The organism is Thermaerobacillus caldiproteolyticus (genome assembly GCF_013761245.1).
Lineage (GTDB): Bacteria > Bacillota > Bacilli > Bacillales > Anoxybacillaceae > Thermaerobacillus > Thermaerobacillus caldiproteolyticus.
Genome location: NZ_JACDUT010000005.1, coordinates 146,330 through 160,337, shown reverse-complemented (window position 1 = coordinate 160,337; position 14,008 = coordinate 146,330). Strand labels below are relative to the sequence as shown.

The following is a 14,008-nucleotide window of genomic DNA, read 5'->3' as shown; positions in this document are numbered from 1 at the left end:
TTTATATGGAAACGGTACGGGACTAGTAAATCTATGGAACGTGCAAGAGAGTGGAACTCATAGGCTGGAAGGTTCCTCACGGAAAGTAGATTGAACCTACCCTAAAAGGCCGCTTATGCAAACATAAGCCGTATTACCCTCGTTACGGGTTGAAAGGTGGGTGCTCATGCACCAAAAAAGGTGGTACCGCGGAACGCTTTTCCGTCCTTTTACAGAAGGAGGAAAAGCGTTTTTTTATGTTTGTATATAAATAATTGAGAAAGGGTGATGTTATGAAGAAACAGCGAGTGGTCGTTAAAATTGGCAGCAGTTCCCTAACCGATGCAAAAGGCGCACTTTCACAAGAAAAACTTTTCGATCATGTTGAAGCACTTGCCTATTTAAAGCAGTTAGGTCATGAGGTCATTTTAATCTCTTCCGGCGCGGTTGCCGCTGGGTTCGGTCCACTTGGCTATCCATCGCGCCCAAAGACAACATCTGGAAAACAAGCAGCTGCCGCTGTTGGTCAAGGTTTACTAATGCAAGGCTATATTTCTGCTTTCCAACAATTTGGAATCGTCACAGGACAAATTCTATTAACAAGAGAAGATTTTTATAGCCGAGAGCGGTTTCGAAACTTATTTTCTACTATATCTGAACTCCTCGAATGCGGGGTACTGCCCATTATTAATGAAAATGACTCCGTTTCTGTGGAAGAGCTAACCTTCGGCGACAACGATATGTTATCTGCTCTTGTGAGCGGCTTCTTGCATGCCGATGCCCTGATTATTTTAACCGATATTAATGGTCTGTACGACCGTAATCCGAAAACAAATAAAAATGCAAAAAAGTATTCTTTCCTCCCTGACATCAGCGACGATTTAATTGAGAAAGCAGGAGGCAGCGGGTCTGCGGTCGGAACCGGCGGAATGAAATCAAAACTGTTAGCGGCACAAAAGGCTCTTTCGTTTGGGGTGAGCGTGTTTGTTGGAACCGGTGAAGGAAAAGAAAAGCTTCATGACATTTTAGAGGGAAAGGGAAATGGAACGTATATTGGCGTTCCGTTTCAATCGCAAATGCAAATGAGAAAACAGTGGATTGCCTATCATTCACCAGTTTCCGGAAAAATTGAAATTGATGAAGGAGCTGAAGCCGCAATTTTGCTACGCGGCAAAAGCTTATTGCCAGCCGGAGTCATCCGTGTTGTCGGCACATTTCAAGCCCTTGATGTTGTCGAAGTCATAAATCAGAAAGGAGCCATTATTGGCAGAGGACAAGTATATTACTCCTCGGCTGATTTAGAAAAAATAAAAGGCTGTCCAAGCGACCAAGCAAGACCATACTCGATCAACCACCGCGCAGAAGTCATTCATCGCGACAACTGGGTATCGTTAAGAAAGGAGAGTGCTATAAAATGAGTGAGTTACTGACAAAAGCACAACGATTAAAAACAGCGTCAAAAACATTAGCGGCCCTATCCACGAATGAAAAAAATGAAGCATTAGCCAGAATCGCTGATGCCCTGATTGAGCAAAAAGAATGGATTCTTCAGGAAAACGAAAAAGATATCTCTCTTGGAAAAGAAAACGGACTTTCCCCTGCTTTGATTGACCGCCTTCAGTTAACCAGCGAACGTCTCATGCAGATCGTCGATGGCGTACATCAAGTGATCACCCTTCCTGACCCAGTTGGAGAAATTACCGAAGAATGGACCCGACCAAATGGATTACGGATTCAAACCATTCGCGTTCCCCTCGGCGTCATCGGTATGGTATATGAAGCGCGTCCAAATGTAACAGTCGATGCGGCGAGCCTTTGTTTAAAAGCAGGAAACGCGGTGCTGTTGCGCGGGAGCTCATCGGCACTTCATTCCAATAAAGCGCTCGTTCACGTCATGCAACAGGCGCTGACCCATTCGCCTATTCCTGCCGATGCGATCCAGCTTTTAGAAGATACGAGCCGCGAAACAGCCAATCAAATGTTTAAACTGAACAACTACTTAGATGTATTAATTCCGCGAGGCGGAGCCAGCCTCATTCAGTCTGTCATCCAAAACGCAACCGTCCCTGTCTTAGAAACCGGTGTCGGCAATTGTCATATTTTTATTGACGAATCCGCCCAAAAACAAATGGCCATTGACATTGTCATAAACTCCAAAACACAACGCCCATCCGTGTGCAACGCTGTCGAAACGGTGTTGATTCACGAAAACTGGCCTTATACACAGGAGCTATTGGAAACATTACACAACAATGGAGTTGAACTTCGCGGGGACCATGCTCTTGTCTCCTCGTATTCTTTTGTTCATCAAGCCACCGAAATAGACTGGAGTACGGAATATTTAGCACCGATTTTAGCGGTCAAACTCGTGAAAAATGTAAAAGAAGCGATTCACCATATTGACCGATACGGAACAAAGCATTCCGAAGCAATTGTTTCGGAAAATCAAGAAAACGTCAACATCTTCTTCCGAACTGTGGATGCCGCGGTTCTTTACCATAACGCCTCGACCCGCTTTACAGACGGTGAACAATTTGGCTACGGAGCAGAAATTGGCATTAGTACGCAAAAATTGCATGCCCGCGGCCCAATGGGACTGCGTGCCATTACAACGACGAAATCACTTGTTTACGGTACGGGCCAAACTCGTTCGTAATACGAAGTTGCTCGCAACCGCTATTAGCCATGACAAAAAAGCCGAGTCCCAAACATAGGATTCGGCTTTCTTAAAAAAGTGAAGAAAGGATAATTTGGAATCGCTGTCGAACTTCAGCGTTCCATCACTTGTTGTCAAATCTTCCCTCTCCAATTTTCTCGGCACACTAAATCCTTTTTTGTGAAAGGACATCGTTCATTTCCCGGGAATATGCCCCATCACAAAAACATAAAAACACAGAGAGACATAATAAAACCGTCAGAAATTAAAAAGATCCATACAGATCAACAATCTATCCTATCCGTTTACGACGGACTGGTCCTAAAACTGATATGATAGATTGTTGGGCAGCATAAATTTTCGGCAATATGAGAGAAGACACATGTTCTCGCAGCATTATCACTTTTTACTGTTCAAATACATCGTAAACAAGCTGAACAAAGCAACATAATTGATTCCAAATAAAAACACTTAGCCGGCAAACACATTCCCTTGTATCCATACAACAGCCACGTATATTTCTTTCTGCCAATGAAAGACGCAAGCAAAAGCTTGACGGAGGCGCATTCCTCCAAACGGAACAAATTAGAAGGACGCAGATGACTGTTTTCTATACATTTCTATTCCTTTCCATACAACAGCCCCGAAAAATGCCCCTAACGTGTTCAATATGACATCGTCAATATCTGCTGACCGTCCTATGGGGAGCACATATTGAAATACTTCAATGATGAATGAAAACAGTAATCCAGTCATCGTAATGTTCCGTACCGACAGCTGATTTGCACTCCATGAAAGAAAAAAGCCAAATGGAACAAACAGCAATACATTCAACAAAATATTGCGGATCGGCACCTCTATATCAACCGAATAAACAATTAAACGGTACATTCCGACAAATGGAACAAGATTGAGCACCCTCGGTTGATCTGGTATGTAATAAAAAGGAAAAACGGTAATCAATAAGATTGCGATCATTGTCAGTAATAAGGATATCTTAGGAACCTTCTGCTCCCATGCAGTCTTTTGACTTCGAAAACGCCAAACGGATAAAGTCACAACGATTAGAGAAATGACAAAAAACAGCGGAACGACATCTCCAAATATTCTCCATAATTGAATCACTGTTATTCCTCCAGCACCATTGTCTTTCTCCCTTTATACTAAATAGAAAATAAGTGAAATACAAGAAAATTTATAGTGATATAATCTCCTAGAATCCTTTTGAACTTCATCACTAGCAAATTTCTCTTTTCCATACATTCTCTAAATATGACAGCAACTGTTCTCTTATTTCTTTCCGTTGTAATCCAATCTCTATGTTGGCTCTCAAGTAACCAAATTGATTACCGATATCAAACCGGTTCCCTTCTAGTTGCAAAGCATGAATCGGTTGGTATTCGCAAATTTTCTGCAAGGCATCGGTTAATTGAATTTCACCGCCGGCACCTTTTTCAACCGTTTGCAAAATCGAAAAGATCGAAGGCTTTAGAATATATCGCCCCAAAATCGCGATACGAGATGGTGCTTCTTCAGGAGAAGGCTTTTCTACCAAATCATGAACTTCATAAACAGACCCTATTTGCTGGCAAGGATCGATAATTCCATACTGATTCACTTCAGATAGCAGAACAGATTGCACGCCAATAACTTCTGTTCCATATTGTTCATATACATCCATGAGTTGCCGCAACGCCGGTTTTTCAGACACAATAATATCATCCCCTAAAAGAACGGCGAAAGGCTCCTCGCCGATAAAGTGCCGTGCATACAAAATCGCATGTCCTAATCCTAAAGGTTCCTTTTGTCTAATAAAGTGGATATTCGCCATATTGGTAATTTCATTTAACCCTTGTAAAATATCAGACTTGCCCTTTTCCAACAAAGCCTGTTCCAATTCGATGGAACGATCAAAATGGTCTTCAATGGAACGCTTATTTCGCCCTGTCACGATAATTATATTTTCAATGCCTGATTGCACCGCTTCTTCGACAATATATTGAATCGCTGGCTTATCCACAATCGGCAACATTTCTTTTGGTTGAGCTTTTGTCGCGGGCAAAAATCTTGTCCCTAATCCCGCGGCAGGAATGACAGCTTTTCTTATTTTCATACTTGTTTATTCCCTTCGTTAGCTGATTGTTGAAACACCCAAAGTCTACTTCCAATAAAGTTGATCATGATTCCTCCGAACGTAGCAATCATTTTACTAATCAATAAAGACCATCCCCATATTTGTTGACATACATACAGAAAGAAAAAAGTCGCTCCTAACGAGAAAAAGTTCGTAAGAATAAACCGAAAGAACTCTTGTATGGTAGCTTGTTGTTTCATACGAAACGTCCAAACTCGATTCCACACATAGCTGTTGAGCATTCCCGCTATATATGAACAACCTTGTGCTAACCAAACCGGAACACCAATAGAAGCGAGAAGGAAAAACACTCCAAAGTCAATGAGTGTATTTCCAACTCCCACCGTGCAAAACCTGAATAATGTACCTATTTTTTCTTGCTTATTCAGCATATTGTAGTACCTTTTCATGTTTTTGTCCGACTCCTCGACAATCTTTCAAAATATATAGCGGACGATGTTTTACCTCATCATAAATTCTGCCAATATACTCCCCCATCACACCTAACATAATAAGGACAACGCCGTTAAAAAAGAGAGTAGCCATCAGAAGCGAAGACCATCCAGCCACAGTAGAATCTGTAAACAATTTCAAATATAAAACAACAAACATCCAAATCACACTCGAAAACGAAAGAAGAAATCCTAATAAACTCGCTAGTTTCAAAGGTTTGTACGAGAAGGAAGTAATCCCATCCATAGAAAACCGCAACATCTTCTTTAACGGATACTTCGTTTCTCCTGCGAATCGTTCATCACGTTCATACTCAATCGCTGTTTGCTTAAACCCTACCCAACTAACGAGCCCACGGACAAAACGGCTTCGTTCTCTCATACTTACTAACTGATCGCACACTTTCCGATCGATTAGGCGAAAGTCTCCCGTATCTAAAGGAATATCGATTTCCGTAGAGGCTCGTAAAAGACGATAAAATACATGAGCGGTTACTTTTTTAAATACTGTTTCTCCTTTTCGTTTTGTCCGCTTCGCATAAACGACCTCGTAACCTTCTTTCCATTTTTGAATCATCTGTAAAATCAATTCAGGAGGATCTTGCAGGTCAGCATCAATAATGATAACGGCTTCTCCTGCAGCATAATCCATGCCTGCAGTAATGGCGATTTGATGTCCAAAATTTCGGGAGAAATCCAAATATTTAACCGTTTCATCTTTAACAGAAAGCTCTTTTAAAATGGAGAGTGTTTCATCTTCGCTGCCGTCATTCACAAACAATAGTTCATAAGGTCCATCTGTTTGTTCCATCACCGTTTTTAACCGTTTATACGTCTCACGAATGACAAGCGCTTCATTATACACAGGAATAATGACAGAATACTTCACCATACGACTCTCCTCCTATCCTTCGTATTTATAAAGTTTCTCTGCTCTGTCCATTCCAAACGGCTGCTGTTCATCCGATGATTGACTGTTCTGCCATTCTTCTTGCGGTACTTCTTTACAATTCTGTTGAATCCATTGGACTAACTCGTTATTTGTTTCTCCACCGCCACCAAATCCAGAAATAAGAAAATACTTCACTTCCCCTTTTTTCACCATTTGCTCTAACTTTTCAGGTGTTAACACAGGGTCGCTTCCTAAAAATCCCCCCATCGCCATGACTGCTTTATCCGTTTTCAGCATGATCTGCGCGGCCGTGTTCGCTCTAAACGTTGCAGCCAAATATTTTTCACCGCTGTAATTCTTCTCTAAATATTCAATGAGACTTGAATCCGCTTCTCCTTCCATTCCTCTTCCCATCATTCGATCTCCGTGTTGTCCGGAAGGTTTTAAATCTGGACCTGCATAAGGTATCACACTATTTCCTCCATATAAAACAGGGGTCGTCGACCAATAAAACGGCATGATGAGAAAACCAATCATTCCAGCAATCTTTGTATAATACGATGCTTTCTCTTTATGCCGAAAAGCGACCATAAAGGCAAAGATGGCGAATCCTAATAAAGTAATACACAAAATCCAGACGATATTAACCGAAGAACGATGTTGGAACAACACATACGCCTCAAATATAAAGGTAGCCAAGAAAGCAAACGGCAGTAACCACTGACTCCAATCTTTTTTCTCTTTGTAAAACTCCCACAATATCACACTGCCAATGGCGACAAGCACGGCAATCGCCGGTGCCATCATACTGAGATAATAGCGATGGAAAAATCCAGCAATACTGAAAAAGACCATCATTGGAATAAGCCAAGCCAACCAAAATACGGTAAATTGATGCGGTAAAGTAAATGCACGTTGTTTGCGAATGGATACGATGAGTCCAATCATACTAAAAAGAACGAATGGGAGTAGCCAGCTAATTTGCCCAGCCATTTGTTTATTGAAAAGACGAAGCAATCCCGGATCGCCCGTTTCGCCTCCTATCCCTCCCATTCTCCCAGGATCCTGACCTCCGTTTGGTCCGAATTTTTTCCTCATTTGTTCCGGATTCATATTCGGCATTCCTCGAGGTGAGACGTCTGACGAGTCTTTTCCTCCTTGGGTACTTGAAGAGTTCATGTTTGGTACTCCTTGCGGCGGAATACCTGACGGACGATTTCCTTGTTTTTCATTCTGAGCATTTGTTTGAGAATTCGTATTTGGCACATTTCTATTAAATTGGCGATTTCCCCCTGGTCCAGCCTCACCCGTTAAACGTCCGACTCCGTTATAACCGAATGCTAACTCAAAGACAGAATTCGTCTGGCTGCTTCCAATATAAGGACGCTTATCTTTCGAAATCGAGTCCGCAATCGCCGCATACGAAACAGAAATCGCTACTAATATAGCTGTTGCCACTGATAAGTGCTTGATTCGTTTTTTCCAATTTGCTTTGCTTGCCAAGAAGTAGAACAAATAAAAAGCCGGTAACACCATATAAGCCTGCAGCATCTTCATGTTAAAGCCGACTCCGACTAAAGCAAAGCTAACTAAAAGCCATGATATTTTCTGCTTATGTATGGATTTCATCAACGCCCATGTCGCAGCTAAAAGAGTAAAAATTAAAATACTGTCGATGTTATTCGTCCGAGTTACTGCCACAAATATTGGCGTGCATGCAAAAATCAGACTCGACCATAAAGCCGCACCACGTCCAAATATGGGCTTAACAATAAAGTAAATAATCCAAGTAGACAAAACGCCAGCGATCGCTTCTGGAAGCAATACACTCCAATCGCTCACCCCCAAAATCGCAACACTCAAGGCCTGGAACCATAAAGCAACAGGAGGTTTATCAACCGTAATAAATCCTTCCGGATCAAGTGATGCAAAGAAAAATGCTTTCCAGTTCGCCGTCATGCTCTTTGCGGCCGCCGTATAGTAGACGTTCGACCCGGCGTTCCCTATGTTATAAAAGTTTAAAAAAACAGACAGTAAAAGAATCGCGACGAGCCAAATATCCACACGTCCGTTCCATTTCGCTTTCATTTCACTTCACACTCCTCTTTTCTTCATATTCCATCAATCGCTTAGCCGCTTGCGTTGTTGCCCAGTCTCTGGCCTTGCTTCAAGAATACGACAGTATGGTGAAAATTTAGTGAAAAAAAAGCCCTGCGAAAAATTTCTCTCCGCAGGGCTTTTGCATAACTAACTTAAAACGTTAAAATCAGAAACTATCGCAATCCTGCTCGTCAGGGCAGGCGCTTTGTGGCTGCTTAATTTTTAGCATTTTTTTATCGTTTTTTCACTGTTTTTCTCTATTCAAGATTAAAGTAAATAAATGCGTGCAACTTACCGATGGTAAATATCGTTACTTGTTCCCCTCTTTCATGACTAGTTTTTTATTAAAGCTAATCATGAAATTTTTTTGTTGATGAAAAACGACATTTACATGGGGAGGTAGTGCTAGTGTTCGCATTCAAAGATCATATGCTGAAAATAAGCTTAATCTTTATCCTTTTCACGACCGTTTTACTGAGCTTTTATTCCATTTGGAATTATCATAGCAGCTTACTTCATCATGATTTCCGGGAAGGAGAACATCATTTTTTCCATGATAGAAATCAAGCTCCTACCGGCAAGGGCTCTTTCTCTGAACACATTTTTCGTGAAAAACCTGTGCCACCTTTACAGAACGGACAGATGTTCAGAGGTATCGCAAACTCAGATGTACAGTATGCGCCTTTTCTTTCTGTATACAGCGTGCTATTTTTCGGTCTATTTGCTTTCACTTACTATCTGTTGATTGAAAAAAACATGAACATTCAAGACAGCAATAAAAAAATACTTTTGTGGACATTATTAGCGATAGGGCTTTTCTTGAGGATTGCGGCCGCTCCATGGATAAAAGGGCACACAGACGTCAATCTCTTTAAACACTGGGCAATTTCTGCAACCAAAGGTTTTAGCCAATTTTATAGAAATAGTTCGAGCGATTATCCTCCGTTTTATATCTATATTTTGTTTGTAATCGGTAAGATTACGTCGATCCCTGCCATGAGCTGTTATATTACTCTGCTCATCAAACTTCCATCCATGTTAGCGGATATCATAACAGCATACATCATATACAGGCTGGCCGTTACATATTTATCGGGAGAAATGAGCCTTTGGCTATCTGCATTTTACATCTTTAATCCAGCTGTTTTTATGAATTCTACCGTCTGGGGACAAGTCGATTCCTTTTTTACATTGCTCATTGTGTTGGCCGTATTTTTGTTAACCGAGAAAAAAGTGAACGCTTCGACTGCGCTTTTCACAGCGGCGGTGCTGATGAAACCGCAAGGAATCATTTTTCTTCCCGTTCTTTTCTTCGAACTTATAAGGCTAAAAAGCATCAAACGCTTTTTCACAGCAGCCGTCACGAGTTTCGTTACAGCGCTTATTATCATCTTTCCGTTTTCATTGAAGCAAGATCCGCTTTGGATTTTCACACTATTTTCGAGCACAATCGGGGAGTACCCTTACGCGTCTGTCAACGCTTTTAATTTCTACAGTCTCCTCGGCGCCAACTATGTACCGAATACGTCTACATTGTTTCTATTCAGTTATCATACATGGGGCATGATATTTATTGTCATCATTACCGCTTTTTCATGGTTCATTTATATAAAAGGAAGAAACACAAAATTCGCAGCATTGGCAGCGCTTCTGCAAATTGCCGGCGTATTTACGCTTGCCACCGGCATGCACGAACGGTACTTGTTCCCTGCCGCTGCCCTGTCCATACTCGCATTTATTTATTGGAAGGATAAAAGGCTGCTTTGGCTATCAGCTGGATTCAGCGCAACGACTTTTATAAATACCTATTCTGTTTTTTATGATCGATTTATGTTTCACCGTTCGATGGGCGCCCCTTACAATTTTACGTTAATTTTCACTTCGCTATTGAACGTCATTTTCTTTATTTACCTTGTGAAAGTGGCGTGGGATATTGCAATAAGAAGCAAAACATTGACATTCAAACCAAGCTAACCAGATCTAGATTTGCAGTGGCCTGAATGTTAGCAATCGCTTGCTGAAATAACCAGCTTGTGACAATATGTATATCATTGAGCAGGAAATGAACGTATGTTTTGAAACAGCGAATTATAATCAGTTTCTTACACCATTATTCGTTTTTCGCAAGTGTCTTCACTACATAGATTGGAAATATAAGATTCCATTTCTTATGCTGTTAATCAATATCTAAAAGAACATAAGAACCTGTTTCGTTTTACCATACAACATAGACTTCTAGTACGTGGTGGGATGAAAAACAACCTTACATCCCACTGCGTTCATATTACAAATAAAGTTATTTGAGATTGTTCCGACAATGCCCATCAATTGTCACATTTTTATATAGTTTTTAATCATTCGGTTCATAAATCTCCCAAGTCCATTTTACGGATTTAACAATCTGATCAGCTACAGCCTCAGGATCAAGATCATTCGTCGAAACTCTGGAATTATGAAGGGAATAAGCATCTCTCCGTTTAAAAAATAATTCTTCGATCTCCTCTAACGTTTTATTTTTCAAAAGAGGACGGCTATTAACAATGAGGGGTATACGATCTTTCCAAGAATCCCAAGACAAGTCTAAAAAAAATACAATGCATTTAGATAAACAAACGTTTCTGACTTCCTCTTGTAAATAAGCTCCTCCCCCTAGGGAAATAATCTTTAAGCGGGTATTTGTACAAATGTCAACGATAAACTCCTTCTCCACTTTGCGAAAATATTCTTCCCCTAATTGTTGAAATATTGTCGGAATCGACATATTATGAATTTTTTCTATTTCCTGATCTACATCAATAAAATCCCGGTACAGCTTTTTGGCGACAAGCTGGCCAATCGTTGTTTTTCCTACTCCCATAAAGCCGATTAACACTATATTTCTTTCCCGAAGCGGAATGTTACAATATGTCTCCATATCAACGCCCTTCCTTTAAAACAGATCATGAAAATTAGATGAACTCGACTGCCGCACGACAAGCTCCGGTCGTAAAATAAGCCGTTTCGGTTCGCCCATTTTGCCTGTCATGCGTTGATGCAAAATATCAGCCGCATGAATGCCGATTTTTTCAGGAAACGCCGCAATCGTGGTTAAAGGTGGATGAAATAAGGCGGATTCTTGAATATTGTCAAACCCGACTACAGCTATGTCACAGCCCGGCATCATTCCGGCTTCCTTTAAACCTAGCATAGCCCCAAACGCCACAACATCATTATAACAAAATACCGCTGTTGGCGGGTTAGGATGTTGCAGCACTTGTTTCATCGCTTCCTTTTCCTCCCTGCCTTGTTGTAAGCGCTTGTATGAATAACGATTCATCCGTTTCGATACCCGCCTGTTCTAGCGCTTGACAATAGCCTTTTTTCCGGTCCCTCCATACAGATGAATCATCAAAACCACCTAAAAGAGCAATGCGGCGATGCCCTTGCTGAATTAGATGTTCCGTTGCTAATCGTCCGCCTTCTACATTATCAATTCCAACGTAATCAAACTGTTCCCCAAATGGCAACTCCCTCGCTATTAATACGACTGGAATTTCCCACTGTTTTAGGCGCTCGACCACATCCAATGAACATCCGGGCACAGGGCTCATGATGACGCCGCCTACCCGGTATTCGAGCATCGTCGATAAAAGCGCATCTTGTTTCTCCGGGGAGTCAAACGTCGTCCCCAGAATCACCGTATATCCTTCTTTATCTAAAGCTTCATGAACACCGACTAACAATTCAGAAAAAAATGGGTTGCCGATTTCCCTAATAATTAGCCCTATAGTTGAAAAACGCTACGATCTTAGATTAACAGCAACTCAGTCATAGGTGTAACCCAACTCCCTCATGAACTTTAGCACTTTTTCACAAGTTGCTTCGGGAATATGAGGACTGCCTGTTGATTGACAACAAAGTCGTTTAAATACAAATAAAGTTGTTACATTTACAATAAAGTTATTTAAAAACGTCCATCAGGTTGTTCAACTAAAGGGCCATTTTCTGGAATAAGTAAGAGAATTATTTTCTTAGCTTCTGTAATAATTTACACTTATTAAAAAAGGGCGTCCCCAACAAGAGTGTTGGGGCATGTAAAAGCGCGGGGCATAGTTTTGCATAGCTATCAACTCCTTAAAGCCTCTCAGAAGCCCTAAGAAGCCCTCACAGGCTTTCTAAGGGATATCCTATTTTTTCTATTTCCGCCAAAAAGTTGAACAGTCTGCCTTATCCTTGATATTAAATTCAATTATCTTCTCCAACAATTCGTAATTTACCGGCTCATTCCACGGAATTCGAAACAAGCCTTTGGTAGCGCTGTAGCCAGCTTGGGCGATTTCATCGGCAAAATGCACCATTGTCTGTTCTTCGGGTGAAACGCTCAAATGATGCTTCGCTGTGGAAAAGCCGATGATAAATGTGCCGTGATCGGTAAACATTGGCGTATTCCACTTGATTTGCGGTTCCAAATTTGGGAATTTATTCACAACCCACGCCAAGATTTCCTCTGTTCGGTCGCGGTGGTCGGGGTTATCGATACCCGCTAAATATTTTACAAAAACTTCCATGTCTTCCTCCTTGATTATGTTATCGCCGCCAAAAAGTTGAACAGTCTGCTTTATCCTGAATATTAAATTCAATGATCCTCTCTAGCAATTCGTAATTAACTGGTTCAGTCCATTTAATTCGGAACAAGCGTGAAGAAGCGCTGTAGCCAGCTTGGGCGATTTCATCGGCAAAATGCACCATTGTCTTTTCTTCGGGTAAAACGCTCAAATGATTCTTTGCTGCGGCAAACATAATGATGTATGTGCCGTGATCGGTAAACGTGGGTTTGTTCCACTTGATTTGCGGTTCCAAATTTGGGAATTTATTTGCAACCCACGTCAAAATTTCCTCTGTTCGGTCGCGGTGGTCGGGGTTATCGATACCTGCTAAATATTTCACAAAAACTTCCATGTTGTTCCCTCCTAAAATAAAAATTATGTCGTTCAGAGAAGTTCCTCAAATCCATTCGTCGTTAAAACTCCTCACAGAACCGCTCAGACACGTTCTTAAACAACACCTATTTCCAACTATATATTTTAAACCTGGATAGTCAAAATGGCTTAAAACGCAATTAGAGGCTTTAAAAAGTATCTGACTTGTATCGCCAGCGATAGCTGGTCTGTCTAAAAGTATATAACTACATGTCATCTATAGCTACATAGCATAAATCCTATTTTTAATTTTCAACTTTGCAACAGAACCCACTAATATTTATAAAGCATTAGAAACAACAGATAAAAAACAACAAAAAAACAAAACAATTAACCTCATTTAATTAAATATTTATTTCAATTTCCTTTTTGTGTAGAAACTTTACCCCTAAAAACCCTAGAGCATGTCATGGAGTGCTATTTGGTCCTGTTTTTTTACCTATGTTGTTTTTGACTCCTGGCATAAGCATTGGTTACTTATAAAAATTGCATTAGGTGTTAATTAACAATAAAAATGTTTAAAAACACCTGTTAAGTTATTTCATTTAAGGGCGCTATTATGGAATAAAACTTAGATTTTTAAACGACTTTATTGTTATTTTTTTAGTTCGGTAAAGCATTTATTATTAAAAATTAAACAACTTTATTTTACCCCCCTCCTAAAATCAGGACGGGGGTATGGGTGTTTGAGGTTTTAAAATTAAATAACTTTATTGTCATTCTACACTGCCACAAAATAACTAAGAAAGCAGGTCGACCGAGATACACCAGCATGATCTTCCACTTATTGCAAAGTGACAGGCGACCGCTTCTTTCTTCCTATAACACGAAACCCAA

11 protein-coding genes and 1 pseudogene are annotated in these 14,008 nt (G+C 40.7%); 3 read left to right on the top strand and 9 right to left on the bottom strand.

The genetic code is table 11. The features are described from left to right. The first annotated feature begins 272 nt into the window (after window positions 1–272). Together proB and HNR31_RS09485 are read left to right on the top strand one after the other, a co-directional pair. Complete coding sequence (gene proB / locus HNR31_RS09490) at window positions 273–1,397, top strand: glutamate 5-kinase (protein WP_181556002.1); 1,125 nt, start codon at window positions 273–275, stop codon at window positions 1,395–1,397. Beyond that, window positions 1,394–2,635, top strand: a complete 1,242-nt coding sequence (locus HNR31_RS09485; RefSeq protein WP_181556001.1) for a glutamate-5-semialdehyde dehydrogenase — start codon at window positions 1,394–1,396, stop codon at window positions 2,633–2,635. Before proB ends, HNR31_RS09485 begins: the two co-directional genes overlap by 4 nt. Window positions 2,636–3,220: 585 nt before the next feature. On the opposite strand, the gene HNR31_RS09480 is transcribed toward HNR31_RS09485, so the two are convergent. The 5 genes from HNR31_RS09480 to HNR31_RS09460 all read right to left on the bottom strand — a co-directional run bounded on the left by HNR31_RS09480 (window position 3,221) and on the right by HNR31_RS09460 (window position 8,201). Further along, entirely contained in the window at window positions 3,221–3,760 is a 540-nt protein-coding gene (locus tag HNR31_RS09480) for a VanZ family protein (RefSeq protein WP_181556000.1), read from the bottom strand. A 112-nt stretch (window positions 3,761–3,872) separates the two neighbouring features. Next, a complete protein-coding gene (gene galU, locus HNR31_RS09475; RefSeq protein ID WP_181555999.1) occupies window positions 3,873–4,748 on the bottom strand; it encodes a UTP--glucose-1-phosphate uridylyltransferase GalU in 876 nt (291 codons plus the stop codon). Then, entirely contained in the window at window positions 4,745–5,179 is a 435-nt protein-coding gene (locus tag HNR31_RS09470) for a GtrA family protein (RefSeq protein WP_374058301.1), read from the bottom strand. Before HNR31_RS09470 ends, galU begins: the two co-directional genes overlap by 4 nt. Beyond that, the gene (locus HNR31_RS09465) at window positions 5,151–6,113 is read right to left on the bottom strand and encodes a glycosyltransferase family 2 protein (RefSeq protein ID WP_181555998.1); all 963 of its coding nucleotides are present in this window, start codon (window positions 6,111–6,113) and stop codon (window positions 5,151–5,153) included. Before HNR31_RS09465 ends, HNR31_RS09470 begins: the two co-directional genes overlap by 29 nt. Window positions 6,114–6,125: 12 nt before the next feature. Then, window positions 6,126–8,201 (bottom strand): glycosyltransferase family 39 protein, encoded by a 2,076-nt coding sequence (locus tag HNR31_RS09460; RefSeq protein ID WP_181555997.1) that lies wholly within the window; start codon window positions 8,199–8,201, stop codon window positions 6,126–6,128. Window positions 8,202–8,621: 420 nt separating this feature from the next. Between HNR31_RS09460 and HNR31_RS09455 the strand changes: the two genes are divergently transcribed. Further along, complete coding sequence (locus HNR31_RS09455; protein ID WP_220129475.1) at window positions 8,622–10,187, top strand: glycosyltransferase 87 family protein; 1,566 nt, start codon at window positions 8,622–8,624, stop codon at window positions 10,185–10,187. Between the two features lie 376 nt (window positions 10,188–10,563). On the opposite strand, the gene HNR31_RS09450 is transcribed toward HNR31_RS09455, so the two are convergent. From HNR31_RS09450 to HNR31_RS09435, 4 genes and pseudogenes are all read right to left on the bottom strand, one after another. Further along, window positions 10,564–11,127, bottom strand: a complete 564-nt coding sequence (locus HNR31_RS09450; RefSeq protein ID WP_181555996.1) for a shikimate kinase — start codon at window positions 11,125–11,127, stop codon at window positions 10,564–10,566. A 15-nt stretch (window positions 11,128–11,142) separates the two neighbouring features. Continuing rightward, window positions 11,143–11,935: pseudogene (locus HNR31_RS09445) on the bottom strand (substrate-binding domain-containing protein). Between the two features lie 453 nt (window positions 11,936–12,388). Then, on the bottom strand, window positions 12,389–12,760 hold the full coding sequence (locus tag HNR31_RS09440) for an iron chaperone (protein ID WP_181555995.1): 372 nt from the start codon (window positions 12,758–12,760) through the stop codon (window positions 12,389–12,391). 19 nt (window positions 12,761–12,779) lie between these two features. Further along, on the bottom strand, window positions 12,780–13,151 hold the full coding sequence (locus HNR31_RS09435; RefSeq protein WP_181555994.1) for an iron chaperone: 372 nt from the start codon (window positions 13,149–13,151) through the stop codon (window positions 12,780–12,782). Between the last annotated feature and the right edge of the window lie 857 nt (window positions 13,152–14,008).

What these genes read in the sequence shown, in the direction of transcription:
- HNR31_RS09485 (WP_181556001.1), top strand. Translation starts at nt 1,394, where the DNA reads ATGAGTGAGTTACTGACAAAAGCACAACGATTAAAAACAGCGTCAAAA.
- HNR31_RS09470 (WP_374058301.1), bottom strand. Translation starts at nt 5,179, where the DNA reads ATGAAAAGGTACTACAATATGCTGAATAAGCAAGAAAAAATAGGTACA.
- HNR31_RS09435 (WP_181555994.1), bottom strand. Translation starts at nt 13,151, where the DNA reads ATGGAAGTTTTTGTGAAATATTTAGCAGGTATCGATAACCCCGACCAC.
- HNR31_RS09450 (WP_181555996.1), bottom strand. Translation starts at nt 11,127, where the DNA reads ATGGAGACATATTGTAACATTCCGCTTCGGGAAAGAAATATAGTGTTA.
- proB (WP_181556002.1), top strand. Translation starts at nt 273, where the DNA reads ATGAAGAAACAGCGAGTGGTCGTTAAAATTGGCAGCAGTTCCCTAACC.
- galU (WP_181555999.1), bottom strand. Translation starts at nt 4,748, where the DNA reads ATGAAAATAAGAAAAGCTGTCATTCCTGCCGCGGGATTAGGGACAAGA.
- HNR31_RS09440 (WP_181555995.1), bottom strand. Translation starts at nt 12,760, where the DNA reads ATGGAAGTTTTTGTAAAATATTTAGCGGGTATCGATAACCCCGACCAC.
- HNR31_RS09460 (WP_181555997.1), bottom strand. Translation starts at nt 8,201, where the DNA reads ATGAAAGCGAAATGGAACGGACGTGTGGATATTTGGCTCGTCGCGATT.
- HNR31_RS09465 (WP_181555998.1), bottom strand. Translation starts at nt 6,113, where the DNA reads ATGGTGAAGTATTCTGTCATTATTCCTGTGTATAATGAAGCGCTTGTC.